Consider the following 25,480-nt stretch of genomic DNA (forward strand, 5'->3'; position numbering starts at 1 on the left):
TCTGTGTCCCTTTTTCCAAATTGTTTTTGACTACTGGAGGTAAAAATGGAAAAACCAAAATTTAAGAGAATAGTACTAAAACTAAGCGGAGAAGCGTTAGCTGGAGAGCAAGGTTATGGAATTGACCCTACAGTTATCCAATCGATTGCTGAACAAATTAAAGAAATTGTTTCTCTAGATGTAGAAGTAGCAATTATCGTTGGTGGCGGTAACATTTGGCGTGGTATGGCTGGAAGTGCGAAAGGCATGGATCGTGCCACTGCTGATTATATGGGGATGTTAGCTACTGTAATGAACTCTTTAGCACTTCAAGATAGCTTAGAAAACATTGATGTTCCAACTCGCGTACAAACATCTATAGAAATGCGTCAAGTTGCTGAACCGTACATAAGAAGAAGAGCGATCAGACATTTAGAAAAAAGTCGTGTTGTAATATTTGCCGGAGGTACTGGTAATCCCTACTTCTCAACGGATACTACAGCCGCATTAAGGGCAGCTGAAATTGAGGCTGAAGTTATTTTAATGGCTAAAAATAAAGTTGATGGTGTTTATAGTGCAGATCCTTCTATTGATGAAACTGCAAAAAAATACGATACATTAACATACTTAGATGTTTTAAAAGAAGGTTTAGCAGTCATGGATTCAACGGCATCATCTTTATGTATGGATAATGATATTCCACTGATTGTATTTTCTATTATGGAAGAAGGAAATATTAAACGTGTTGTTTTAGGAGAAAATATCGGAACTATTGTTAGGGGGAATGAATAATGAGTAAAGAAGTATTAAAATCAGCAGAAGAAAAAATGAATAAAGCGATCGAAGCATTACGTCGTGAACTTTCAACATTACGTGCTGGTCGTGCTAACCCATCGATTTTAGATAAAGTACAAGTAGAATATTATGGAGTTCCGACGCCATTAAATCAAGTAGCGTCTGTTACAGTCCCAGAAGCAAGGTTATTATTAATTCAACCTTATGATAAAACTGCTCTTAACGATATTGACAGAGCGATCCAAAAATCTGACTTAGGGTTAAGTCCTTCGAATGATGGGTCTGTGATTCGAATTACGATCCCGCCGCTGACAGAAGAAAGACGTCGTGACTTAGTAAAGTTAGTAAAAAAATATGCAGAAGAAGCTAAAGTGGCAATTCGTAATATTCGTCGTGACGCCAATGATGAATTGAAAAAAATTCAAAAAGATGGCGAAATTACAGAGGATGAATTACGTCGTAGCACTGACGATGTACAAAAATTAACTGATAATGAAATTGCCAAAATCGATGAAGTGGCAAATAATAAAGAACAAGAAATTATGGAAGTGTAATATATTCCAATGTAAAATAGAATAATGAATAGACCCTCTATTTTTATCAGGGGGTTTTTTTATTCTTATAAAATACGTCTAAAACATTGTGAAGAAGTTATTTATCATATACAATTGTTAAAGCGTGTAAAAATATAAGTAATTTCTATGGGGGACAACGAAATGCTTGATAAGCTCTCAAAATGGAAAGCAAAAGCCGAACAAGGAAAAGAAATAGAAGGGGTCAATTTAGAAAATGTTCCGAAGCACGTAGCGATCATTATGGATGGAAATGGACGCTGGGCAAAAAAGCGTGGTTTACCTAGAATAGCTGGTCACCGTGAAGGTATGAGTGTTATAAATAAAATTGTAAAAAAGGCCAACAGTTTAGGAGTAGAAGTCCTTACTTTATATGCTTTTTCTACAGAAAATTGGAAAAGACCTAAAAATGAAGTTGATTTTTTAATGCGTCTTCCAGAACGTTATTTAAGCGTTGAGTTACCTAAATTGATCGAAGAAAATGTAAAGGTACGTCTAATGGGGTGCAAAGATAGTTTACCAGCACATACCATTAATGCCGTCGATAATGCCATTGAAAAAACAAAATCGAATACAGGATTAGTATTAAATTTTGCTTTAAATTATGGAAGTCGTGACGAGATCGTATCAGCTATACAACAAATTGCTGAAGATGTGAACACCGGCAAAGTTAATTCTCAAAGTATAAATGATGAACTAGTTGGACAGTATTTAATGACACAAGAGCTAAGGGATCCTGATTTATTAATTAGGACAAGTGGTGAAATTCGCTTAAGTAACTTTATGTTGTGGCAACTTGCTTACACCGAGTTTTGGTTTACGGATGTTCTATGGCCAGACTTCACAGAACAACATTTCTTAGAGGCGATTGAAGTTTACCAACAGCGAACAAGACGCTATGGTGGTATATAGAAAGGAGAACTTCCAATGAAAGAGAGAATAATAACGGGGGTTATTGCTGGAATAGCATTTATACTGTTAGTCTTAATCGGTGGACTCCCATTTACTTTAGTGATAATGTCGTTAGCATTAATTGCAATGGTTGAGTTGTTAAAAATGAAAGACATTCGTCCAACTTCGTTTGTTGGAATCGTTAGCTTATTACTTTTGTTGTCTGTCACGATTCCAAATACGTTGCTTGAAAATACTTTCATACATATAAGTCGAGGAGAATTTATTTTATCAATTCTATTAATTTTACTGGCTCTCACTGTAGTAATGAAAAACACTATAACCTTTGATGATGTTGGATTTATACTAATATCTTCCGCGTATGTAGGTTTTGGTTTTCACTTTTTAATTGAGACGAGACTACTTGAACAAGGCTTAACATTAGTGTTTTTTATTTTGTTCTTAATTTGGTCCACTGATTCTGGCGCTTATTTTGCAGGTAGGTCATTTGGCAAAAGAAAGTTGTGGCCAGAAATCAGTCCGAAAAAAACAATTGAAGGTTCTTTAGGTGGGCTTTTTTGTGCGCTCGTTATCGGTCTTATTTATCATTCTTTTTTTATCGTTTTTGATGATCTCCTCAAGGTAATTTTAATGATCATTGTAGTTTCTGTAATAGGACAATTAGGGGACCTTGTTGAATCCGCATTGAAACGTCATTACAGTGTGAAAGATTCGGGGCAAATTCTACCTGGGCACGGTGGAATTTTAGATCGTTTTGATAGTTTAATTTTTGTGATGCCAATTTTATACTTATTTCAGTTTATTTGAGTGAACTTCATAATTACCAAAAATGAGCCACATCACGAAATATATAGTTTGCGAATGTTTTTGACGCAACTATATATTGATCTTGGTGGCGAGAATAATGAATGATGAAATTCATTGACTTAAGTAGTAATTTACATATTTAAGAACGAATTACTAAAGTGTGAGGAGTTTAAAATGAAAAAAATCAGTTTGCTAGGCGCTACTGGTTCAATTGGTACCCAAACATTAGAGGTGATCGCTAGTCACCCTGACAAGTTTCAACTTGAAGCTCTTTCGATTGGGAAAAATATTGAGCTAGGCTTAAAACAAATTATTGAGTATAAACCTAAGCTTGTTTCAGTACAATTTAAAGAGGATTATGATAAACTTTTGAAGGAAGTTCCTAATACCGTAAAGTTAATGTATGGAAATGAAGGCATCGAAGAAGTTGCGGCTAACAATGACGCTGATATTCTCGTTAATGCGGTGTTAGGTAGTGTCGGCCTAAGACCGACATTATCAGCAATACGAGCAGGGAAAACAATAGCGATTGCTAATAAAGAAACGTTAGTAACCGCCGGTCACATCGTAACGAGTGAGGCTAAGAAATATAATACACAGTTACTCCCTGTCGATAGTGAACATTCGGCTATATTTCAATGTTTGCAAGGGGAGCGACTAAAAGAAGTTGAAAAGCTAATTTTAACTGCGTCTGGCGGAAGTTTTCGCGATAAAGACCGTTCTGAGCTTAAAAATGTGACGGTTGATGATGCCCTAAATCATCCGAATTGGTCAATGGGTGCAAAAATTACGATTGATTCGGCAACAATGATGAATAAAGGTCTTGAAGTTATAGAGGCGCATTGGTTGTTTGACATGTCGTATGAAAAAATTGATGTATTACTACATCAAGAAAGTATCATCCACTCAATGGTAGAATTTATGGATGGAAGTGTGATTGCTCAACTAGGGACACCTGATATGAAAGTTCCTATTCAATTTGCCTTAACTTATCCAGAGCGCCTACAATTAGAAGGTAAAAAGCGATTGAATTTATCAGAAATCGGGAAGTTACATTTTTCTAAACCATCATTTGATCGATTTAGATGCTTGGATTTTGCCTTTGAAGCAGGTCGCAAAGGTGGATCGTATCCGACGGTGTTAAATGCGGCAAATGAACAAGCTGTTTCATTATTTTTAGAGGGGGAAATTTCTTTTTTACAAATTGAAGAAGCGATTGAGCGCACTCTTGATGAGCACACATACATAGCTTCGCCTTCACTTGAAGTCATTCAAGACATTGATTTCCAAACACGTCAACTTGTAAAAACTTTGATGGTAAAATGAGATCACAATAAAGTACCAATTATTGTGAAATAAAAAAAAGGTTGTGGTTTAATGAATACATTTATTTCCATCATCATTATATTTGGATTGCTCGTATTCATCCATGAGCTTGGACACTTAATATTTGCTAAGCGTGCCGGAATTTTATGTAGAGAGTTTGCTATAGGATTTGGTCCTAAGCTTTTCTCATATAAAAAGGATGAAACCGTTTATACAATACGCCTTTTACCCCTAGGTGGATTTGTTCGGATGGCTGGAGAAGATCCAGAAATGATTGAAATAAAGCCGGGTTATCAAATTGGACTAGTTTTTTCGGCGACTGGAAAAGTGAAAGATATTGTTATCAACAATAAATCGAAACACCCAGAAGCTAAAGTAATTACGGTCGAGAAAATTGATTTAGAACATAAGTTAATGATCGAAGGTTATGCGGAAGATGAACAGCTTCAAACGTATTTTGTAGACCCGAAAGCTGACTTTATATATGATGAACAACGTACGCAAATTGCACCTTATAACCGCCAATTTGGGTCAAAAACATTAACAGAGCGAGCGATTGCTATTTTTGCTGGGCCCGCGATGAACTTTGCTTTAGCGGTTGTCATTTTATTTGCTTTTTCTCTTCTTCAAGGGATCCCCATTGATAAACCGATGGTCGGAGAAGTGATCCCTGAAGGTGCAGCAATTGAAGCAGGACTTGAAGAAGGTGATCTCGTTGTTGCCATTGATGGAAAACCATTAGAAACGTGGACAGATTTAACGAGCGTCATTCAAAGAAACCCTAACCAAGAGTTAATGTTTACAGTAGACAGAAATGGTAAAGTGTTTCAAGTACCAGTTACTCCTCATGAGCGTATCGGACCTAACGAAGAAATGGATGGTTACATCGGTGTATTTCCACCGACAGAGTTTTCTGTTCTTGGTTCACTGATGTTTGGATTCACGCAAACATACGAGTTCATCGTGCTTATCATCCAAAGTTTAGGAATGTTAATTACTGGTCAATTTACCTTAGATCATTTATCTGGTCCAGTAGGAATCTATAATTACACTGGCCAAGCAGCTGAAATGGGCATTTTAGTGTTAATGCAATGGGCTGCAATTTTAAGTATAAATTTAGGAATCATTAACTTATTACCATTACCAGCATTAGACGGTGGTAGGTTAATGTTTATCGGTTTAGAAGCAGTTCGTGGAAAGCCGATGGATCCACAAAAAGAAGGAATTGTTCATTTTGTTGGATTTGCATTATTGATGCTCTTAATGCTAGTTGTTACATGGAACGATATTAATAAATTCTTTTTATAGTAAAACTCAAAACTATATATAGAGGTGTTTTAAATGAGGCAAAATCATTATTTAAGTCCGACACTTAGAGATGTGCCATCTGATGCAGAAGTGAGTAGTCATCAGTTAATGCTACGTGCAGGGTTAATTAGACAAACAGCTTCAGGGGTCTATTCTTTTTTACCATTAGGCATGCGAGCACTTAAAAAGGTGGAAAACATCGTTAGAGAAGAAATGGATGCTGCTGGGGCACAAGAATTATTAATGCCTGCTGTTCAACCTGCGGAACTTTGGCAGGAAAGCGGACGTTGGGACGCTTATGGTCCGGAGTTAATGCGTTTTTTCGATCGTCATAAACGAGAGTTCGCATTAGGGCCAACACATGAAGAAGTTATTACGACGTTAGTTAGGGATGACGTTAAATCTTATAAACGGTTACCGATGACGCTATATCAAATTCAAACGAAATTTAGAGATGAGAGAAGACCCCGTTTTGGCGTTCTTAGATCACGAGAGTTTATTATGAAAGACGCCTATTCTTTCGATACTACCCAAGAGGGTTTAGACAAAAGTTATGAAAGTATGTTTGAAGCTTATACGAACATATTTAAAAGATGTGGGTTAGATTTTCGAGCTGTAGTTGCAGATTCAGGAGCGATGGGTGGTAAAGATACACATGAATTTATGGTTCTTTCAAGCATCGGAGAAGATACGATTGCTTACTCAGATACTAGTAGTTATGCTGCCAATATTGAAATCGCACCAGTAATTTCAAAATACGAGAACAGTGATGAAAAAGAAAGTTCGCTTGAAAAATTCGATACTCCTCAGTTAAAAACGATTGATGAACTCCAAAGTTCATTAAATATAGGCAAAAATAAGCTGATTAAAGCGGTGTTGTTTATTGTTGATGAAAAACCGGTTCTAGCTTTAGTACGTGGTGACCACGAAGTAAACGATGTTAAAATTAAACACTTTTATAATGCTCAAGTTGTTGAATTAGCATCAACGGAGGAAACGATCAAATATATGAATTGCGAACCAGGTTTTATCGGTCCAATTAATGACTCACAAGAGGTTGAAATAGTAGCGGATAAGGCTGTTCAATATATCGTCAATGGTGTTTGCGGAGCAAATGAAAAAGATAAACATTTTAAAAATGTAAATCCCCTAAGAGATTTTTCTGTTAAAGAATATATGGACGTTAGGTTTATCCAAGAAGGAGATGCTTCTCCTGATGGAAAAGGCACCATTAAATTTGCTGAAGGAATCGAAGTGGGTCACGTCTTTAAATTAGGGACAAGATATAGTGAAGCGATGGGTGCCGTATTCCTCGACGAGAACGGAAAAACAAAGCCAATGATCATGGGGTGCTATGGGATCGGTGTAACGAGAGTGCTCGCTGCTACAATTGAACAACATCACGATGAAAAAGGGATCGTTTGGCCAACATCTGTGGCACCGTTTGATCTTCACTTAATAGCAATTAATATGAAAAATGAAGAGCAAAAGCAGCTTTCAGAAGATTTATATAATCAATTGAAACAGTCAGGATTTGATGTCCTTTTTGATGACCGTGCAGAGCGTCCTGGAGTTAAATTTACTGATTCTGATCTCATTGGCTTGCCAATTAGGGTTACGGTCGGTAAAAAAGCAGCTGATGGTATTGTAGAAGTGAAAAACCGAAAAACGGATGAAGTACTAGAAGTAAGCACTAATGAACTTATTAGTGTTTTACATGAATTAAATGATCGCTTAGCGTAATTAACTAATGATATAATAGAAACTGGCTCATAAGTGTCTGTTACCTTAAGTGGATGCTATTTATAGAGATTTGTTTATTACAAAGTCTATGAATAGCTTCTTAAGTAACTGACACTTTCCTTTTGAGTCAATATTTTTGCCGTAAACTGAGTGAATTTCATAATTACCTAAAATGAGCCATATCAAACTATATGTAGTTGCGAGTGGTTTAACGCAACTACATATAGATGCTTAATGGCGATAATATTGAATTATGAAATTCATTAACTATTAATGAAAGGGGAGGAATTTATGAACGAAGAAACACAAATACGGAAAGAGCGACTTCAATTACTCCTCCAACAAATTTTGTTTCCTGAGGACCTCTCACAAAAGTATTTTCATGATGGACTTATACACAAACTATCTATTTATAAAAATGAAAAGAAGTGGCAGTTTGATTTTCAGCTACAAAGAGTTATTCCTTTTCAAGTTTTTCAACTTTTTAGTGAAAAATTGGGACAAGCATTTGGTCACATCGCCCAAGTATCGTTTACCATTCGCTATATCGAGCAACAAGTTGATGAAAGAAGTATGGTTGACTACTGGCCGCATATTATTGATAGTTTAGAGGGAATATCGCCATCCATAATACAGTTTTTAAAAGGTCAAACACCTATTATTGAAGGTCAAAAGCTGATCATAAATGTGAGAAATGAAACGGAAGCAACTGCACTAGCTAGGAAACTAAAAGAACCTTTAAGAGAATCTTTTTTGAACGTCGGTTTTCCTTATTTTCAAATTGAGACAAAGATTAAAGAGTCTAAAAAAGAATTTCAACAGTTTGTGCAGCAGAAACAAGAAGAAGATCATTCGAAAATGGTTGCTGCGATGATTGAAAAACAAAAACAAGAAAAAAGAGCTGAAAAAGTTGGACAATCAGGTGAAACTCTAACGATTGGTTATCAAATTAAAGATGATATTATTCCGATTGAAAATATTGTTGACGAAGAAAAGAAGGTTGCTATTCAAGGATATGTTTTTGATGCGGAAACGAGAGAGTTAAGAAGTGGGCGAACCCTTTTAACGTTTAAAATTACTGATTATACCGATTCAATTTTAGTGAAAATATTTTCTAATGACAAAGAAGATGTAGCACTTCTCCAAGCTGTAAAAAAAGGAATTTGGGTAAAGGTTCGCGGAGGCATTCAACACGATACGTTTGTACGCGACTTAGTGATGATTGCAAAAGATATTAATGAAGTTAAACCCGTTGAAAAACAAGACTTAGCACCAGAAGATGAAAAACGAGTTGAATTACATTTGCATACTCCAATGAGTCAGATGGATGCGGTCACTTCACCTAGTCGCCTAGTAGAACAAGCGAGTAAATGGGGCCATAAAGCGATTGCCATTACAGACCATGGAGTTGTACAATCTTATCCAGAGGCTTATGGGGCTGGGAAAAAACATGACATTAAAATTATATTCGGTTTAGAAGCGAACTTAGTCGATGACGGAGTGCCGATTGCTTACAACACTCAAAAAAGATCATTAAAAGAAGAGACGTATATTGTCTTTGACGTTGAGACAACAGGGTTATCTGCTGTTTATAATACAATTATTGAACTTGCGGCCGTCAAAGTAAAAGAAGGAGAAATTATTGATCGTTTTGAATCGTTTGCAAATCCCCATGAAAAATTAACAAACACAATTATCGATTTAACAGGTATTACCGACGATATGCTTGTTGATGCTCCTGAAATTGATGATGTGTTAAAAGATTTTAGAGAATGGATTGGTGACGATGTTTTAGTCGCTCACAATGCTAGCTTTGATATGGGGTTTATTAATGCAGGGTTTCGTAAAATTGGTTTTAATGATTGTGCTAACCCCGTCATTGATACGTTAGAGTTAGCGAGGTTTTTATATCCACAATTAAAAAACCATCGATTAAACAACCTTTGTAAAAAATTCGATATTGAATTAGTTAGTCATCACCGTGCGATATACGATGCTGAGGCGACTGGTTATTTATTATGGAAGTTAGTAAAAGATTGCCTTGAGCGTGATATAGAGTTTCATGATCAATTGAATGATAACATGGGAAAAGGTGACTTTCATCGTTTAAGACCATCTCATTGCATTTTAATTGCCAAAGATCAAATCGGCTTGAAAAACTTATATAAACTTGTGTCATATTCTCATCTTGAGTTTTTCCACCGTACACCGCGAATTCCAAAATCCTTATTACAAAAATATCGTGAAGGAATTATTGTCGGTTCTGGTTGTGACAAAGGGGAAGTCTTTGAAGGGATGATGCAAAAATCGAGTGATGAAGTAGAAGAGGTTGCTAAATTTTATGACTACCTTGAACTTCAACCCCCTTCTAATTATTATCATTTGATTGAAAAAGAGCTAATTCGTGACGAATTAGAATTAAAAGATATCATGACAAAGATTGTTGCGTTAGGAGAGAAATTAGACAAGCCGGTCGTTGCGACAGGAAATGTCCATTATTTAAATGAAAACGACTGGATTTATCGCAAAATATTAATAGCTAGTCAAGGCGGAGCTAATCCGCTAAATAAACAAACGTTACCACAAGTTCATTTTCGAACGACAGATGAAATGATAGGATGTTTTCAATTTTTAGGCGAAGAAAAGGCAAAGGAAATTGTCGTAAGTAATACGCAAAAAATCGCCGATCAAGTAGAGGAGATTAAGCCGATTCCTGACGATCTTTATACACCGAAAATCGAAGGTGCTGATGAAGAAATCAGAAAGATGAGCTACGGTATGGCTAAAAGCATATATGGTGACCCCCTTCCTGAAATAGTTGAAGCTAGGATAGAAAAAGAATTGAAGAGTATTATTGGTCACGGATTTGCGGTTATTTATTTAATTTCTCATAAACTTGTAAAAAAATCTTTAGATGATGGTTACTTAGTTGGATCGCGTGGTTCTGTCGGTTCATCACTTGTTGCTACATTAACTGAAATTACAGAGGTGAATCCACTACCACCACATTACGTTTGTCCAAACTGTCATCATTCACAGTTTTTTGACGATGGATCTGTTGGTTCTGGATTTGATTTACCTGATAAGGATTGTACGGAATGTGGGACAAAGTATGTAAAAGATGGTCATGATATTCCGTTTGAAACGTTCCTAGGCTTTAAAGGAGATAAAGTACCTGATATCGACCTTAACTTTTCTGGTGCTTATCAATCTCGAGCTCATAATTATACGAAAGAATTATTCGGTGTTGATAATGTATATAAAGCCGGAACCATTGGAACAGTTGCCGAAAAGACCGCATATGGTTACGTGAAAGGTTATCAAAATGACAACGACTTTCAAATGAGAGGTGCTGAAATAGATCGACTCGTCTCAGGTTGTACCGGTGTAAAAAGAACAACTGGGCAGCATCCAGGTGGTATTATCGTTGTACCTGATTACATGGAGGTATACGATTTTACCCCAATTCAATTCCCGGCGGACGATAGAGAGGCCGAGTGGAAAACAACACACTTTGATTTTCACTCCATTCACGACAATATTTTAAAGCTTGATATTTTAGGGCATGATGATCCGACCGTAATTCGGATGTTACAAGATTTAAGTGGCATAGATCCGAAGACCATTCCAACAGATGACCCTGAAGTATTTAAATTATTTAGTGGGACGGAATCTCTAGGGGTTACAGAAGAGCAAATTATGTGTAAAACAGGTACTTATGGTATTCCGGAGTTTGGAACAAGATTTGTTAGACAAATGCTCGAGGAAACGAAACCGTCAACTTTTAGTGAACTCGTCCAAATTTCTGGATTGTCTCACGGAACAGATGTATGGCTGAACAATGCCAATGAACTTATTTATAATGGGACGTGCGAGCTGAAAGATGTTATCGGCTGTCGTGATGACATTATGGTTTATTTGATTTATAAAGGTTTAGAGCACTCATTAGCTTTTAAAATTATGGAAAGTGTCCGAAAAGGGAAAGGTTTAAGTGAAGAGTGGATTGAGGAAATGAAGAAAAACAATGTCCCTGATTGGTATATTGGATCTTGTTTGAAAATTAAATATATGTTCCCAAAAGCCCATGCCGCGGCATATGTATTAATGGCAGTGAGAATCGCCTATTTTAAAGTCCACCATCCAATTTTATTTTATGCTGCATACTTCACGGTTAGAGCGGATGACTTTGATTTGAATACGATGATTCGAGGTTCAGCGTCGATCCGTGCTAAAATTGAAGAAATTAATGAAAAAGGTTTAGATGCATCACCAAAAGAAAAGAGTGTTTTGACTGTATTAGAGTTAGCAATTGAAATGTGTGAAAGAGGGTTCTCATTTAAAAAGGTTGATTTGTATCGTTCAAGTGCTACTGAATTCCTCGTAGAAGAAGATACATTAATTCCTCCTTTTAATGCGATGACAGGCGTTGGTACGAACGCTGCGCTCAACATTGTCAAAGCCAGGGATCATGGGGAATTTTTATCAAAAGAAGATTTGCAACAAAAGAGTAAAATTACGAAAACAGTTTTAGAAAACCTCGATGAGCATGGGTGTCTTGAGGGGTTACCAGATTCAAATCAACTTTCATTATTTTAATGAAATGAAGCATAGTCACGACCCAACTTGCATAATTTCAGGGGTTATGTTATATTTTTGAGGTAATACTTATAATAGTTACGCGCAAAAAGAGTGGGGAAACCCACTCTTTCGTTTTACTAAAAAAGCTTATGTGATGTTGCATAGTCTACCAAAAGCTAGTAAGTAAAATGAATGAAAGCTTGTAAAGTTGCGTATTTCTTGTATATAGATGTCTTTTGTTTTGGGCATAATAGATCATAAAGCTATTGATATATAATATTCTCTACATACAAGTAATTAACTTAATCTAGGATACAATTTGAAAGCAGGCGCATACGCTTTTCTAGTAAGGAGGGTTTTTTGTGAGTAAGAAAGTGACTACCACTGTAGAAGATCTTGTGACACCTATATTAACTGAATTAGAACTCGAGCTTGTGGATGTTGAATTTAAGAAAGAAGGGAAGAACTGGTTCCTTCGTGTGTTTATTGACTCTGATACAGGAGTAGACATAGAAGATTGTGGTATAGTAAGTGAACGTTTGAGCGAGCTTTTAGATGAGCACGATCCAATCCCGCAAGCATATTTTTTGGAAGTTTCATCACCAGGTGCTGAACGCCCATTAAAAAAACAAAAAGATATAGAAAAAGCACTAGGAAAAAATGTTTATGTGACTACATATGAACCAATTGACGGTGAAAAAGCATTTGAAGGCAAGCTTGTAACCTTTGATGGTCAGCAGTTGATAATTGCAACAAAGCAAAAAACTAGAACTGTTGAAGTAACTATTCCATATGAAAAAGTAGCAAGCGCAAGATTAGCTGTAGTTTTCTAAATTGAAAGGGGGAGAAAAGGTCCATGAATAGTGACTTTATGGATGCATTAACGACGTTAGAAAAAGAAAAAGGAATTAGTAAGGAAATAATTATTGAAGCTATTGAAGCAGCTTTAATTTCTGGTTATAAACGCAACTTTAATCAAGCGCAAAATGTCCGGGTGGACATTAACCGTGAGAATGGTAGTATTCGTGTTTTTGCGAGAAAGCAAGTTGTGGAAGAAGTGTTTGATGCAAGACTAGAAATTTCTGAAGAGGCTGCAAAGGCAATTAACCCACAATATGAAGTTGATGATATTGTAGAAATTGAAGTAACACCGAAAGATTTTGGGCGCATTGCCGCACAAACTGCTAAACAAGTAGTAACGCAGCGAGTTCGCGAAGCTGAAAGAGGAATTATATATTCTGACTTCATTGATCGTGAAGAAGATATTATGACGGGAATTGTTCAACGACAAGATAGTCGTTTTATTTATGTGGACTTAGGGAAAGTAGAAGCATTACTTCCGTTAAGTGAGCAAATGCCAAACGAAACATATAAGCATAACGATCGTATTAAAGCCTACATAACTAAGGTTGAGAAAACGACAAAAGGTCCTCAAATTTTAATTTCTAGAACTCACCCTGGCTTACTAAAACGACTATTCGAATTAGAAGTCCCAGAAATCTTTGATGGTACTGTGGAATTAATGTCAGTAGCTAGAGAAGCCGGTGATCGTTCAAAGATCTCTGTACACGCTCCGAATCCGGAAGTTGATCCTGTAGGTTCTTGTGTAGGTCCAAAAGGGCAGCGAGTTCAAACGATTGTAAATGAGCTTAAAGGAGAAAAAATTGATATTGTTCGCTGGTCAGAAGATCCAGTTGAATATGTAGCTAATGCTTTAAGCCCTGCGAAAGTTGTTCAAGTAAAAGTTAATGAAGAGGAAAAAATGACACAAGTCATCGTGCCAGACTATCAATTATCTTTAGCGATTGGTAAAAGAGGACAAAATGCAAGGCTAGCGGCTAAATTAACAGGTTGGAAAATTGATATAAAGAGCCAATCAGAAGCGGAGAGCTTAGGCTTATACAACCCGAATGAAAATGATGTAGTAGGCTATGAAGAAGAGACAGTAAATGAGGATCCTATCCTTAATGAAGAAAGACATGATGAGCTAGAACAATAAAGGAGTGGAGAAAGTATGAAAAAGCGAAAAGTTCCACTTCGTAAATGTGTAGTTACAAATGAAATGAAGCCGAAAAAAGAGTTGGTTAGAATTGTGCGTACACCTGAGGGCGAAGTGGTGATTGATTTTACTGGCAAAAAATCCGGAAGAGGAGCTTATGTGAGTAATAGTCAGGAATGCTTCCTTGAGGCGAAAAAAAGAGATGTTTTCTCTAAGCACTTAAATGTTAAAGTAAGCTCTGAAATTTACGACCAACTAATTAAAGATCGAACTGAAGGAGACTTTTAATGAAACAACCACAATGGTTTTCTTTGCTAGGGCTTGCTGCAAGAGCTAGGAAGCTAGTAACTGGGGAAGAACTTGTTGTTAAAGACATTCGTAAAAAAAACGTACATCTTGTTATTGTAGCTAATGACGCTTCAGATTTAACGAAAAAAAAGTTACAAGACAAGTGTAAATTTTATAATGTTACTCTTAAGTTTGTGGCTGATCGGCAAGAACTTGGTATGGCCATTGGGAAACATGAAAGAGTGGTTATTGGCGTAACCGACCAAGGATTTGCACAAAAGCTCCTTTCAATTTTATAAAAAAGCTTTTGAAATGCGGATGAACAAGTTGAGGTTCATAAGGGAGGAAAGCAAATGAGGAAGATGCGAGTATATGAATATGCAAAAGAAAAAAACTTATCAAGTAAAGAAATTATTGAAAAACTAAAAGCGATGAACGTTGAGGTAACTAACCATATGTCTGTTATTACAGAAGATACGATAAAACAACTAGAAGGAACACCAAAAGAGGCTTCAAAACAGGTGAAACAAAAACCTGCGCAAACAGCTCCAAAGGCTAATGATTCTAAGAAAAGTAATGCACAGCAAAAGCCAACCACAAAAAACAATCAAGGTGGAGCAGGAAATTTCAACCAAAAGAAAAATGACAAAAAACGTAACAAAAACAAAAATAAAAATAATAACCATAAGCCACAAGTAGAAGTAAAGAAAGAAGTTAAAGAACTTCCTTCAAAAATTACATTTTCTGGTTCAATTACGGTAGGAGACCTTGCAAAGAAACTTAACAAAGAGCCATCAGAGCTTATAAAGAAGTTAATGTTTTTAGGGGTTATGGCTACTATAAACCAAGAATTAGATAAAGATTCTATAGAGTTGATTGCCAGTGACTACGGAGTTGAAGTAGAGGAAGAGATCATTTTAGAAACTACTGATTTCGAAAGATATGAGGAAGCTGATGATCCAAAAGACCTTCAAGAAAGACCACCAGTTGTGACAATTATGGGTCACGTTGACCATGGTAAAACGACGCTGCTTGATTCAATTCGTCACACGAAAGTAACTGCTGGTGAAGCTGGGGGAATTACACAGCACATCGGTGCTTATCAAGTAGAAGAGGCTGGTAAGAAAATTACATTTTTAGATACACCAGGCCATGCCGCATTTACGACGATGCGTGCTCGTGGTGCTCAAGTAACGGATATTACCATTCTTGTTGTTGCTGCTGATGATGGAGTTATGCCGCAAACGGTTGAAGCGATTAATCACGCTAAAGCAGCAGAAGTCCCGATTATCGTTGCCGTCAACAAAATGGATAAAGAAGGTGCGAACCCAGATCGAGTGATGCAGGAGTTAACAGAACACGGTTTAGTTCCTGAAGCATGGGGTGGAGATACAATTTTCGTATCGGTTTCTGCATTAAAAGGTGAAGGCATCGACGAACTATTAGAGATGATCTTACTAGTTGCTGAAGTTGAAGAATATAAAGCGAACCCTAAAGCTTATGCAAGAGGAACTGTTGTTGAAGCGGAGCTTGATAAAGGTCGAGGAGCAGTAGCTACATTGCTAGTTCAATCCGGTTCGCTTCATGTAGGTGACCCAATTGTTGTTGGTAATACGTTTGGTCGAGTTCGAGCAATGGTCAATGACTTAGGGAGACGTGTGAAAGTTGCTGGACCATCTGCTCCTGTAGAAATTACAGGTCTTAGTGACGTTCCACAAGCAGGTGACCAATTTTTAGTATTTAAAGATGAAAAGACAGCTCGCTCTGTTGGGGAAGCTCGTGCAACGAAGCAACGTGAAGCTGAGCGTTCTGAAACAAGTAGAGTTAGTTTAGATGATCTGTTTAATCAAATTCAGCAAGGTGAGATTAAAGAGATTAATGTCATTATTAAAGCTGATGTTCAAGGTTCTGTTGAAGCGATGCGTGGTTCATTAGAAAAAATTGATGTTGAAGGTGTGAAGGTAAATATTATTCACACAGGTGTAGGTGCGATTACTGAATCTGATATTATTTTAGCGAGTGCTTCAAATGCGATAGTGATTGGCTTTAATGTTCGCCCAGATGTCAATGCCAAACGAACAGCAGATAGCGAAAAAGTAGATATTCGTCTTCACCGCGTTATTTATAATGCGATTGATGAAATTGAGGCAGCTATGAAAGGAATGCTTGATCCAGAATTTGAAGAAAAAGTGATCGGGCAAGTTGAAGTTCGTACAACGTTTAAAGTATCTAAAGTAGGAACAATTGCAGGGTGTTACGTTACTGAAGGAAAAGTTACTCGTGACTCTACAGTTCGTTTAATTCGTGATGGCGTTGTTATTTATGAAGGTTCGATTGGTGCTCTTAAGCGCTTTAAAGATGACGTTAAAGAAGTCGCAACTAACTATGAGTGTGGAATAACACTTGAGAAATTTAATGACATCAAAGAAGGCGATATTATTGAAGCGTACGTGATGGAGGAGATTAAACGTTAATGATTGGCTCTGTATCTTGTGAATGTTTAATTTACGATGCACAGTCCCTTAAGGGGAAACGGTCAGTTATTAAAAGTATAATAACTCGGTTAAAGCAAAGACTAAATGTATCAGTTTCAGAAGTAGGCTATCAAGATTTATGGCAACGAACGGAAATTTGTATCGTTACTGTCGCAAGTGATCGTGTTGTTGCTGAAAAAGAGCTTAACAAGGCATTAGCTTTAATCGATTCAACACCAGAAATTGAACGAACCATTACAAACTTTGAGTGGTTTTAAATTTAATAAAGCTTTAAATTTAAACTTTGAATGCTGTCTAGCTACAGCGCCTACGAGCTCGGTCATTTCAGTCCTTTCGCTCGTGACCAAGGCGCTTGTGCTTTTCTTATGAGGTGATATTATGAGTGTTCGTCCAAATAGAGTTGCTGAACAAATTAAAAAAGAAATGACTGAAATTTTACAAAGAGATTTAAAAGATCCTCGAATTGGCTTTGTTACCGTTACGGGAGTTGATGTAACGGGTGACTTACAACAAGCTACAGTATATATTACTGTACTCGGGAGTGACGAGCAAAAAGAGTCAACATTACAAGGACTCTCAAAAGCAACTGGATTTATTCGTTCTGAAATAGGTAAAAGAGTAAGGTTAAGAAAAACACCAGAACTTCTTTTTAAGTTTGACGAGTCAATCGAGTATGGTAATAAAATTGCTTCACTTCTAGGAGAGATCAACCGTCAAGACGATTAATAACGAAAACTTGGCAAAGGAAGGGGGATAGTATTCTGCTATCTCCTCTTTTCTTTGTTGACGGCCAAGGTTTTTCTAATTTCTACATTAATGAATTTCATAATTCAATATTATCGCCATTAAGTAACTATATGTAGTTGCGTCAAAACCGTTCGCAAACTATATATTGTTTAGTGTGACTCGTTTTTGGTGATTATGAAATTCACTCACATAACTGTTTATTTCAACTTTTCTAAATAAATATAAAGTGGTGATACAAATGGAATTACAAGGTATTTTACCTTTGCATAAGCCGAAAGGAATGACCTCACATGATTGTGTTGCCAAGTTAAGAGGAATTTTAAAAACTCGCAAAATTGGTCATACTGGAACGCTAGACCCAGAAGTTACTGGAGTTTTACCAATTTGTATAGGGAAAGCAACGAAAGTAGCTCAATATATGTCTGATTATTCGAAAACGTATGAATGTGAAGTTACGATTGGATTTTCTACGACAACAGAAGATTTCACTGGAGAAATCATTGATGAAAAACCTGTAAAAGAACTTGTGACAATGAAACAATTAAAGGAAGTCGTAAATTCATTTGTTGGTGAAATCGAGCAAATTCCTCCGATGTATTCTGCGGTCAAGGTAAATGGGAAAAAACTATACGAGTATGCACGCCTCGGGCAAGTAGTCGAGCGCCCTAGTCGTCGTGTCGTCATACATAATTTGACTATCCTTACGGAGCCAGAGTTGTTCGATGGAAATAAGCTAAAGTTTTCATTTAGAGTCCATTGTAGTAAAGGAACTTATGTACGTACATTAGCTGTCGATATTGGTAAACAGTTAGGCTACCCATCTCATATGTCAGCTCTAGTACGAACAGCTTCTGGACCTTTTACATTAAAAGAGTGTATAACATTTGAACAAATAGAGTCTATGTTTAAAGCAGGGGATTTACAACAAAAACTTTTTAAACTTGAAGATGCACTATCATTTTTAAAACATATTGAAGTGAATGATACTCTCGCTTTTAAAATTTCAAATGGAGCAGTATTACCATTTCCGGAGGGGATAGCTGAAAATCGTTTTACCGTTTATAATAAGAATGGAGAATGTTTAGCGATCTATCAAAAGCACCCAACAAAAGCGGGGCTAATGAAACCAGAAAAGGTTTTCTGAGCAACGAAGGAGAAGAATGTAGGCGGGCGCCTTGCGCTTTTCTTATAATAATTTAGATTGAGGTGGAAACGTTGAAAACGATAATGCTGTCACATCCTCATCAGCTGAAAAAAGAAACGATCAAACCGACAGTTATTGCATTAGGCTTTTTTGATGGAGTCCATTTAGGACATGAAAAGGTTATATTAACAGCTAAAAAGTTGGCTAAAGAAAAACAAATGCAATGTGCAGTTATGACTTTTAATCCACACCCAAAAGAAGTGTTGCGTACAAGAAAAGAAAAAATGAACTATTTAAGTCCCTTACCTGAAAAGATTAAATTAATCGAACAGTTAGATGTCGATGTTCTATATATAGTAGATTTTTCGTTACCGTTTGCTAATTTAACACCACAACAGTTTGTCGATGATTACTTAATTGGTTTAAATGTGAAGCATGTTGTTGCAGGTTTTGATTATTCTTATGGAAAATTAGGAAAAGGGACGATGGAGACATTACCTTTTCACTCGAGGAATGAATTTACACAAACGACGATTTCAAAAGTAGAGAAAAGTTTAGAGAAAATAAGTTCTACTCACATTCGCAATCTTCTAGCTGCCGGTGAAGTATCGCAAATACGTGAATTTTTAGGAAGATATTATGAAGTCGTTGGAGAAGTTGTTCATGGTGAGAAAAGAGGAAGGGAAATTGGCTTTCCGACAGCAAATATAAAGTCAGAAGGGTTCTTACTACCGAAAGAGGGAGTTTATGCTACTTTAGTAAAAATAAACGATAGGACGTATGAAGGAGTATGTAATATTGGCTATAAACCTACCTTTCATGGAGAAGGTAGCGCTGCACTTGCTGTAGAAATTCACCTATTTAATTTTGCTGACAACATTTACGGTGAAAGTGTAACGGTTCAATGGATTGAACGTATTAGAAGCGAAAAGAAGTTTAGTTCGATCGAGCAATTAATTGAGCAAATTCAAAAGGATAAACAAGAAGCACAACAAATTTTAAATAAATTAAACTTGTGTTCTTGCAATTTATAGCTAAACCATGTATTCTTATTAATGTACGTTTGTACAAAACCGTTACTTGGCAAAATCGAATCACCGACGTTTGCTAGGTAATAGGGGATAATATAAAGGAGGTGAATTAGGATGGCATTATCGCAAGAGCGTAAAAATGAACTTATTGAAACGTTTAAAGTGCACGATACTGACACTGGTTCTCCAGAGGTACAGATCGCTATCCTAACGGAGCAAATCAATACGTTAAACGATCATTTACGTACACACAAGAAGGATCATCACTCACGTCGTGGTCTTTTAAAAATGGTTGGTCAACGTCGTAACTTACTTACGTACTTACGTAACAAAGACGTTACACGTTACCGTAACCTAGTTGATAAGCTCGGTTTACGCCGATAGTAGGAAAAAGCGGGATTCGTCTCGCTTTTTTGTTAGATTTATTTACTGGAAAATATTATTAATTGAGTGAATTTCATAATATTCAATAAACTAACCACATCAAGAGTTACATCTAGTGGTGCTAAATAACGATTATGAAATTCATTAAAATATCGTATTTTAATTTGTTTGTTAAAATACTTTTTAATTTACATATTTAAGGAAATAATAAGTGTATAGTAAATGGATGAATTTCATAATGACCTAAATTGAGCCATATCAAACTCTATGTAGTTGCGAGCAGTTTAACGCAACTACATAGAGATACTTAGTGGCGATAATAATGATTATGAAATTCATTGAAATGAAAATTAAATTTTGAAAGACGAGAGGAGTACTCGTACACATGGAACATGAAACACAAAAATTTTCGATGGATTGGGCAGGTCGCGAGTTAACGTTTGAAATTGGTGAATTCGCGAAACAAGCAAATGGAGCAGTGATGGTAAGATATGGAGAGACGGCGGTGCTTTCTACAGCTACTGCTTCAAGATCTCCTAAGCCACTAAGTTTCTTCCCCCTTACTGTGAATTACGAAGAACGTTTATATGCAGCTGGGAAAATTCCTGGTGGTTTTATAAAACGAGAAGGTCGTCCGAGTGAAAATGCAATTTTAACAAGTCGATTAATTGACCGACCAATTCGTCCGCTTTTTCCAGATGGATTTCGTAATGAAGTACAAGTTGTCAGTATTGTCATGAGTAATGATCAAAACTGTTCTTCTGAAATGGCAGCAATGGTAGGTTCTTCATTAGCGTTATGCATTTCTGATATCCCTTTTGATGGTCCGATTGCTGGCGTCACTGTTGGTCGTATTGATGGAGAGTTTTTAATTAACCCTACAACAGATGAACTTGAGAAAAGTGATATTCACTTAGTCGTTGCAGGGACGAAAGATGCAATTAACATGGTTGAAGCCGGTGCGGATGAAGTTGCTGAAGAAGTAATGTTAGAAGCAATTATGTACGGTCATGAAGAGATTAAACGTCTCGTTGCTTTCCAAGAAGAGGTTATCCGTCAATTAGGACCAATTGAAAAAATGGAAGTAATATTACAACAAGTCGATGCCGAGCTTAATACATTAGTCCGTGAATTTGCTGATAGTGATTTAAGGGAAGCTGTTCAAGTACAAGAAAAGCACGCTAGACAAGCTGCAATTGATTCAGTGATGGAAAAAACGATTTCCCATTTTGAAGAAAATGAAGAGATAGACCTTGATGAAGTAAAAGAAATTTTACAAAAGATCGTCAAAGAAGAAGTAAGACGATTAATTACGAAAGAGAAAGTTCGCCCTGATGGACGAGCTAAAGATGAAATTCGTCCTCTTTCTTCTAAAATTGATATTTTACCAAGAACACACGGCTCTGGTTTGTTTAAAAGAGGTCAAACTCAAGCATTAAGTGTTTGTACTTTGGGCGCATTAGGTGACGTGCAAATTTTAGACGGATTAGGGATTGAAGAGTCGAAACGTTTTATGCATCACTATAACTTCCCGTTATTTAGTGTTGGTGAAACAGGTCCGATTCGTGGTCCGGGCCGAAGAGAGATCGGACATGGTGCTTTAGGAGAACGTGCTTTAGAACCAATTATTCCGTCAGAGAAAACATTCCCATACACGATACGTCTCGTATCAGAAGTGCTAGAATCTAACGGTTCAACTTCTCAAGCAAGTATTTGTGCGAGCACTTTAGCGATGATGGCTGCAGGTGTACCAATTAAAGCTCCAGTTGCTGGGATTGCCATGGGACTTATTGCAGATGGCGAAGATTACACAGTTTTAACAGACATTCAAGGTATGGAAGATCATCTTGGAGATATGGACTTTAAAGTAGCAGGAACAAAAGATGGTGTCACTGCCCTACAAATGGATATTAAAATTTCAGGAATTAACCGTGATATTTTAGAAGAAGCTTTGGAGCAGGCTCGTACAGGCCGCTTACACATTTTGGACAATATGCTTGAAGCTATTAATGAACCAAAAATTGAGCTTTCTCAATATGCTCCGAAAATTTTAATGATGTCTATTAATCCAGATAAAATCCGTGATGTTATTGGGCCGAGCGGTAAAATCATTAATAAAATCATTGAAGAAACTAGTGTTAAAATTGACATTGAACAAGATGGTACGGTGTTTATTGCTTCTACAGATCAAGCAATGAATGCAAAAGCGAAACAAATTATCGAAGACATTGTTCGCGAAGTTGAAGTGGGGCAAACATATCTCGGTACAGTAAAACGTATTGAAAAGTTTGGTTGCTTTGTGGAGATCTTTAAAGGTAAAGACGGTCTCGTTCACATCTCCCAACTTGCTGAAGAACGAGTAAACAAAGTTGAAGATGTTGTTTCAATAGGCGATGAAATTCTCGTTAAAGTAACAGAGGTCGATAACCAAGGAAGAGTTAATTTATCGCGTAAGGCAATTTTAAAAGAACAAAACAAGCAAGAAAGTTAATATTAGAGGCTGGGGCTTTTAGCCAGTCTCTTTTCCTTTTTTATAAGTTATGAATGTAGAGTTTTGAGTGTTGAGTTACTTTTTAGTTATTGCTGCGAAGCACTGCTTTCAACAACTCACCACTCAAAACTCAAAACTCAATTGTTCTACCTCGTCCATCCTTTGCATATTTTTTAGTACAAGGGGGGACAGTTAATGATGAAGAAGTTTATTTTGCAAATGTGCACTTTTTTTATTATCCTTGTTTTATCAATGGGGTCGATTCAAAATCCATATACAACAAATTACATACAAGAGCTTAAAAGAGACAGTCAGGCGGTAGCAACGTTTAACGATCCTCTTTTTATGGAATTACAACAATATGCGGATCAAAAAAAGGTAGCCCCTATTAATGCTAAAGTTGATAAAGTGTGGAAAGCGATACCAGGACTTAATGGACTTGAAATTGATATTGAAGCTTCATACGAAAAGATGAGAAAAGATGGTACTTTTTTAGAAAGAAAACTAGTGTATAAAGAAACGTCACCTGAAGTTCATTTAAGTGACTTACCACCTTCGCCGATCTATCGTGGAAATCCAGAAAAGCCAATGGTTACATTACTTGTAAATGTCGCTTGGGGGAATGAGTACCTACCTTCAATGTTAAAGATCATGAATGCACATAGTGTAAAATCGACCTTTTTTTTAGATGGTTCATGGACGAAAAAAAATCCTAGTTTAGCAAAAATGATTGTCGATGAAGGTCATGAAATTGGTAATCATGCTTATTCACATCCGGATCTAAAGAAATTAACGAACGCAAGAATTAAAGATGAAATAAGTAAAACGAATGAAGTTATCCATGCAACGTTGGATATTAAACCAAAATGGTTTGCGCCGCCAAGTGGAAGTTACCGGCAAGATGTCGTTGATATTGCAAGAGATATGGATATGTATACGATCCTTTGGACATTGGATACTGTCGATTGGCGAAACCCTGAGCCATCGGCCATGGCAAATCGAGTTTTACAAAAAGTAGAGCCAGGCTCGATGATATTAATGCATCCGACAGCAAGTGCTACCGGAGGGTTGGAGCAACTAATAAAAGGTTTAAAAGCGAAGGGGTACCAAATAAGTACAGTATCGAACCTTCTTAGTGAAGAAAGAACGACGACGACTAATGAGTTCCCCGAAGCATATTGAGATATTAGGAGGAAAAATAGATTGATACAAAAGTTTGAAACTCCAGATGGTTTACGAATCGTTTTAGAAAAAATTCCTACAGTTAGATCGGTTTCGATCGGTATTTGGATTGGTACGGGTTCACGTTTTGAAGAAAAAGAAGTGAACGGGGTCTCCCATTTTTTAGAGCATATGTTTTTTAAAGGGACAAAAAAACGTTCAGCACAAGAAATTGCCGAAGCATTTGACGGGATCGGCGGCCAAGTGAATGCATTTACGTCAAAAGAGTATACGTGTTATTATGCAAAGGTGTTAGATGACCATGCAAATATCGCCCTAGATGTCTTATCGGATATGTTTTTTGATTCACAGTTTGAAAAAAGAGAATTAGAAAAAGAAAAAAATGTTGTCCTTGAGGAAATTAAAATGTATGAAGATGCTCCTGATGACATCGTCCATGATTTATTAGCACAAGCAAGTTACGGATCACACTCTTTAGCCTATCCGATACTTGGAACACAAGAAACATTACAATCTTTTTCAGAAAGCACTTTAAGAGACTATATGGATGACCAGTATACAGCAGAGAATGTTGTTATTTCTGTTGCAGGAAATGTAGATGAAAGTTTTATTGAAAAAGTAAAAGAAATTTTTAGTGCAGTAAAGAAAAGTGGGAAAGAGCGCCAATATATTACACCCGCTTTCATGTCGGAAAAGAAAGTACGCCAAAAAGATACAGAGCAAGCACATCTTTGTCTTGGTTTTAACGGCTTGAAAATAGGACATGACGACATATATAGTCTCGTACTATTAAATAATATTTTAGGTGGAAGTATGAGTAGCAGATTGTTTCAAGAGGTAAGAGAGAAGAAAGGTTTAGCCTATTCGGTTTTCTCTTATCACTCTTCATTTCATGATAATGGAATGCTGACATTGTACAGTGGCACTGCTCCTTCTCAACTAGATGAACTTTATGAAACGATCATGGACACGTTAATGAATTTGAGGGAAAAAGGAATGACTGAAAACGAATTAAACAAAGGAAAAGAGCAGTTAAAAGGGAACCTCATGCTTAGTTTAGAAAGTACAAACAGTCGAATGAGTCGAAATGGGAAAAATGAATTGCTATTAAAGCGTCATCGCTCATTAGATGAAATTATTGATGAGATTAACGATGTTACTATAGACAGTACGAATAAATTGAGTCAAAAATTATTTGGTGAACCGTACTCATTAGCATTAATTAGCCCATCTGGTCAGCTCCCTAAAGGGGTAACACTTTAAATAATACAAAAATACCACTCGATAGTGGTATTTTTTGTTTTGTCCTCATAAAAATATAGTAGTAGAGGGTGTTCCAAAAGTCCGGTAATCATAGCATTCGAATACTATAAAAATTGAAGGGGGAACTAACAGTGAGGTTAAGCGAGATTAGTGGAAAAGAAATCATCGATTATGATAAAGGTGAACGACTAGGAGTATTAGGACAAACAGATTTAGTTATTGATGAAGAGACAGGTAAGATTGAGTCATTTATCATCCCGTCGATGAAGTGGTTCGGCTTAGGAGGAAAAAAAGAAAAAGAAGTCACCGTTCACTGGAGACAAATCATTAAAATAGGAACAGATATGATTATTATTGATGTTGATAAAGAGTAAGAAGTTGTGCAAGCAAGAACTGTCACTAATGTGGCAGTTTTTTTAATGAGTGAATTTCATAA

At 36.6% G+C, this 25,480-nt stretch carries 22 protein-coding genes; all 22 read left to right on the forward strand.

Annotated elements, in window-relative coordinates:
* Nucleotides 1–45 precede the first annotated feature (45 nt).
* Nucleotides 46–771 (forward strand): UMP kinase, encoded by a 726-nt coding sequence (gene pyrH / locus BKP35_RS15730; RefSeq protein WP_071314320.1) that lies wholly within the window; start codon nucleotides 46–48, stop codon nucleotides 769–771.
* The gene (gene frr, locus BKP35_RS15735) at nucleotides 771–1,328 is read left to right on the forward strand and encodes a ribosome recycling factor (protein WP_071314321.1); all 558 of its coding nucleotides are present in this window, start codon (nucleotides 771–773) and stop codon (nucleotides 1,326–1,328) included. The genes pyrH and frr overlap by 1 nt, the downstream gene beginning before the upstream one ends.
* 162 nt (nucleotides 1,329–1,490) lie before the next feature.
* Nucleotides 1,491–2,258 (forward strand): isoprenyl transferase, encoded by a 768-nt coding sequence (locus tag BKP35_RS15740; protein ID WP_071314322.1) that lies wholly within the window; start codon nucleotides 1,491–1,493, stop codon nucleotides 2,256–2,258.
* 15 nt (nucleotides 2,259–2,273) lie between these two features.
* The gene (locus BKP35_RS15745; RefSeq protein ID WP_071314323.1) at nucleotides 2,274–3,065 is read left to right on the forward strand and encodes a phosphatidate cytidylyltransferase; all 792 of its coding nucleotides are present in this window, start codon (nucleotides 2,274–2,276) and stop codon (nucleotides 3,063–3,065) included.
* Between the two features lie 174 nt (nucleotides 3,066–3,239).
* Nucleotides 3,240–4,391: a 1-deoxy-D-xylulose-5-phosphate reductoisomerase gene (locus BKP35_RS15750; RefSeq protein WP_071314324.1), complete on the forward strand. Its 1,152-nt coding sequence runs from the start codon at nucleotides 3,240–3,242 to the stop codon at nucleotides 4,389–4,391.
* Nucleotides 4,392–4,442: 51 nt separating this feature from the next.
* Nucleotides 4,443–5,699, forward strand: a complete 1,257-nt coding sequence (gene rseP / locus BKP35_RS15755; RefSeq protein WP_071314325.1) for an RIP metalloprotease RseP — start codon at nucleotides 4,443–4,445, stop codon at nucleotides 5,697–5,699.
* A gap of 33 nt (nucleotides 5,700–5,732) precedes the next feature.
* Complete coding sequence (locus BKP35_RS15760) at nucleotides 5,733–7,442, forward strand: proline--tRNA ligase (RefSeq protein WP_071314326.1); 1,710 nt, start codon at nucleotides 5,733–5,735, stop codon at nucleotides 7,440–7,442.
* A gap of 291 nt (nucleotides 7,443–7,733) precedes the next feature.
* Nucleotides 7,734–12,038, forward strand: a complete 4,305-nt coding sequence (locus BKP35_RS15765) for a PolC-type DNA polymerase III (protein WP_071314327.1) — start codon at nucleotides 7,734–7,736, stop codon at nucleotides 12,036–12,038.
* 344 nt (nucleotides 12,039–12,382) lie between these two features.
* Nucleotides 12,383–12,853 (forward strand): ribosome maturation factor RimP, encoded by a 471-nt coding sequence (rimP, locus tag BKP35_RS15770; RefSeq protein WP_071314328.1) that lies wholly within the window; start codon nucleotides 12,383–12,385, stop codon nucleotides 12,851–12,853.
* 23 nt (nucleotides 12,854–12,876) lie between these two features.
* Nucleotides 12,877–14,019 (forward strand): transcription termination factor NusA, encoded by a 1,143-nt coding sequence (gene nusA, locus BKP35_RS15775; protein WP_071314329.1) that lies wholly within the window; start codon nucleotides 12,877–12,879, stop codon nucleotides 14,017–14,019.
* 15 nt (nucleotides 14,020–14,034) lie between these two features.
* Nucleotides 14,035–14,307, forward strand: coding sequence for an RNase P modulator RnpM (rnpM, locus tag BKP35_RS15780; RefSeq protein WP_071314330.1), 273 nt, complete (start codon nucleotides 14,035–14,037; stop codon nucleotides 14,305–14,307).
* Nucleotides 14,307–14,606 carry a YlxQ family RNA-binding protein gene (locus BKP35_RS15785; protein WP_071314331.1) on the forward strand — a complete coding sequence of 100 codons (300 nt, stop codon included), beginning with the start codon at nucleotides 14,307–14,309 and terminating at the stop codon, nucleotides 14,604–14,606. Before rnpM ends, BKP35_RS15785 begins: the two co-directional genes overlap by 1 nt.
* Nucleotides 14,607–14,660: 54 nt before the next feature.
* Complete coding sequence (gene infB / locus BKP35_RS15790) at nucleotides 14,661–16,781, forward strand: translation initiation factor IF-2 (RefSeq protein WP_071314332.1); 2,121 nt, start codon at nucleotides 14,661–14,663, stop codon at nucleotides 16,779–16,781.
* Nucleotides 16,781–17,059 carry a DUF503 domain-containing protein gene (locus BKP35_RS15795; RefSeq protein ID WP_071314333.1) on the forward strand — a complete coding sequence of 93 codons (279 nt, stop codon included), beginning with the start codon at nucleotides 16,781–16,783 and terminating at the stop codon, nucleotides 17,057–17,059. Before infB ends, BKP35_RS15795 begins: the two co-directional genes overlap by 1 nt.
* Before the next feature lie 121 nt (nucleotides 17,060–17,180).
* Nucleotides 17,181–17,528, forward strand: a complete 348-nt coding sequence (gene rbfA / locus BKP35_RS15800) for a 30S ribosome-binding factor RbfA (RefSeq protein ID WP_071314334.1) — start codon at nucleotides 17,181–17,183, stop codon at nucleotides 17,526–17,528.
* A 259-nt stretch (nucleotides 17,529–17,787) separates the two neighbouring features.
* Entirely contained in the window at nucleotides 17,788–18,693 is a 906-nt protein-coding gene (gene truB / locus BKP35_RS15805; protein WP_071314335.1) for a tRNA pseudouridine(55) synthase TruB, read from the forward strand.
* Nucleotides 18,694–18,764: 71 nt separating this feature from the next.
* The gene (gene ribF / locus BKP35_RS15810) at nucleotides 18,765–19,727 is read left to right on the forward strand and encodes a bifunctional riboflavin kinase/FAD synthetase (protein ID WP_071314336.1); all 963 of its coding nucleotides are present in this window, start codon (nucleotides 18,765–18,767) and stop codon (nucleotides 19,725–19,727) included.
* A gap of 111 nt (nucleotides 19,728–19,838) precedes the next feature.
* Complete coding sequence (gene rpsO / locus BKP35_RS15815) at nucleotides 19,839–20,108, forward strand: 30S ribosomal protein S15 (RefSeq protein WP_071314337.1); 270 nt, start codon at nucleotides 19,839–19,841, stop codon at nucleotides 20,106–20,108.
* A 385-nt stretch (nucleotides 20,109–20,493) separates the two neighbouring features.
* Nucleotides 20,494–22,599: a polyribonucleotide nucleotidyltransferase gene (locus tag BKP35_RS15820; protein WP_071314338.1), complete on the forward strand. Its 2,106-nt coding sequence runs from the start codon at nucleotides 20,494–20,496 to the stop codon at nucleotides 22,597–22,599.
* 195 nt (nucleotides 22,600–22,794) lie between these two features.
* Nucleotides 22,795–23,781 carry a polysaccharide deacetylase family protein gene (locus BKP35_RS15825; protein ID WP_337959651.1) on the forward strand — a complete coding sequence of 329 codons (987 nt, stop codon included), beginning with the start codon at nucleotides 22,795–22,797 and terminating at the stop codon, nucleotides 23,779–23,781.
* 21 nt (nucleotides 23,782–23,802) lie between these two features.
* Nucleotides 23,803–25,044 (forward strand): M16 family metallopeptidase, encoded by a 1,242-nt coding sequence (locus tag BKP35_RS15830; protein WP_071314339.1) that lies wholly within the window; start codon nucleotides 23,803–23,805, stop codon nucleotides 25,042–25,044.
* 131 nt (nucleotides 25,045–25,175) lie between these two features.
* Nucleotides 25,176–25,418 carry a YlmC/YmxH family sporulation protein gene (locus tag BKP35_RS15835; RefSeq protein WP_071314340.1) on the forward strand — a complete coding sequence of 81 codons (243 nt, stop codon included), beginning with the start codon at nucleotides 25,176–25,178 and terminating at the stop codon, nucleotides 25,416–25,418.
* Nucleotides 25,419–25,480: the final 62 nt, after the last annotated feature.

Origin of the sequence: Anaerobacillus arseniciselenatis, assembly GCF_001865995.1 — a bacterium.
Taxonomy (GTDB): Bacteria; Bacillota; Bacilli; order Bacillales; family Anaerobacillaceae; genus Anaerobacillus; species Anaerobacillus arseniciselenatis.